General features: G+C 46.4%; 1 protein-coding gene. It reads right to left on the reverse strand.

Annotated features, from left to right (window positions below; translation table 11 throughout):
• Window positions 1–389: DUF1481 domain-containing protein (locus CIK04_RS23360; RefSeq protein ID WP_128824662.1), on the reverse strand; the 389-nt coding region annotated here is incomplete at its 3' end.
• Window positions 390–478: the final 89 nt, after the last annotated feature.

Genomic DNA, 478 nt, shown 5'->3' on the forward strand with positions numbered 1-478 from the left:
TGCAACTGCTCTTGTTGGATAGGAAGAACCTTCCCGTTAAGGCGATACTGTTGATAAACCGCACCCCCTTCAACATTAAATCGAACGTGGATTCGATAAGGTACTAAGCCTAACTTGCTATCAAGCTGCTCACCTTCTCGAATCAACTCTCGTAATGCGCCTTCATCCCAGCGATATTCGCTTTGGTACCAACCGTAATCTCCAGAAAAAACGTAGTCCGACGCTTTATGCGGCCCTGTCAATTTGTCCGTCACCCAATAGAAACTCGTCGCATCGCCCATCGTCTGGCCACCAGAGAAATGAGTGAATTGTTCAAGATTTGGTCTTGGTGCTGAAGAACAACCAGCAAGGATAGGAGGGCAGTCAGGGAGGAGAAGTCGTTTTTTCATTGATGTCAGGCAATTAAAAAAGGCAGCCGGAAGAAAATCTCCGGTGCAAGAGCGAATTAGTTTACGTGATTCTTTCAGTGCTTTACCTG

Source organism: Vibrio sp. 03_296 (assembly GCF_002265885.1).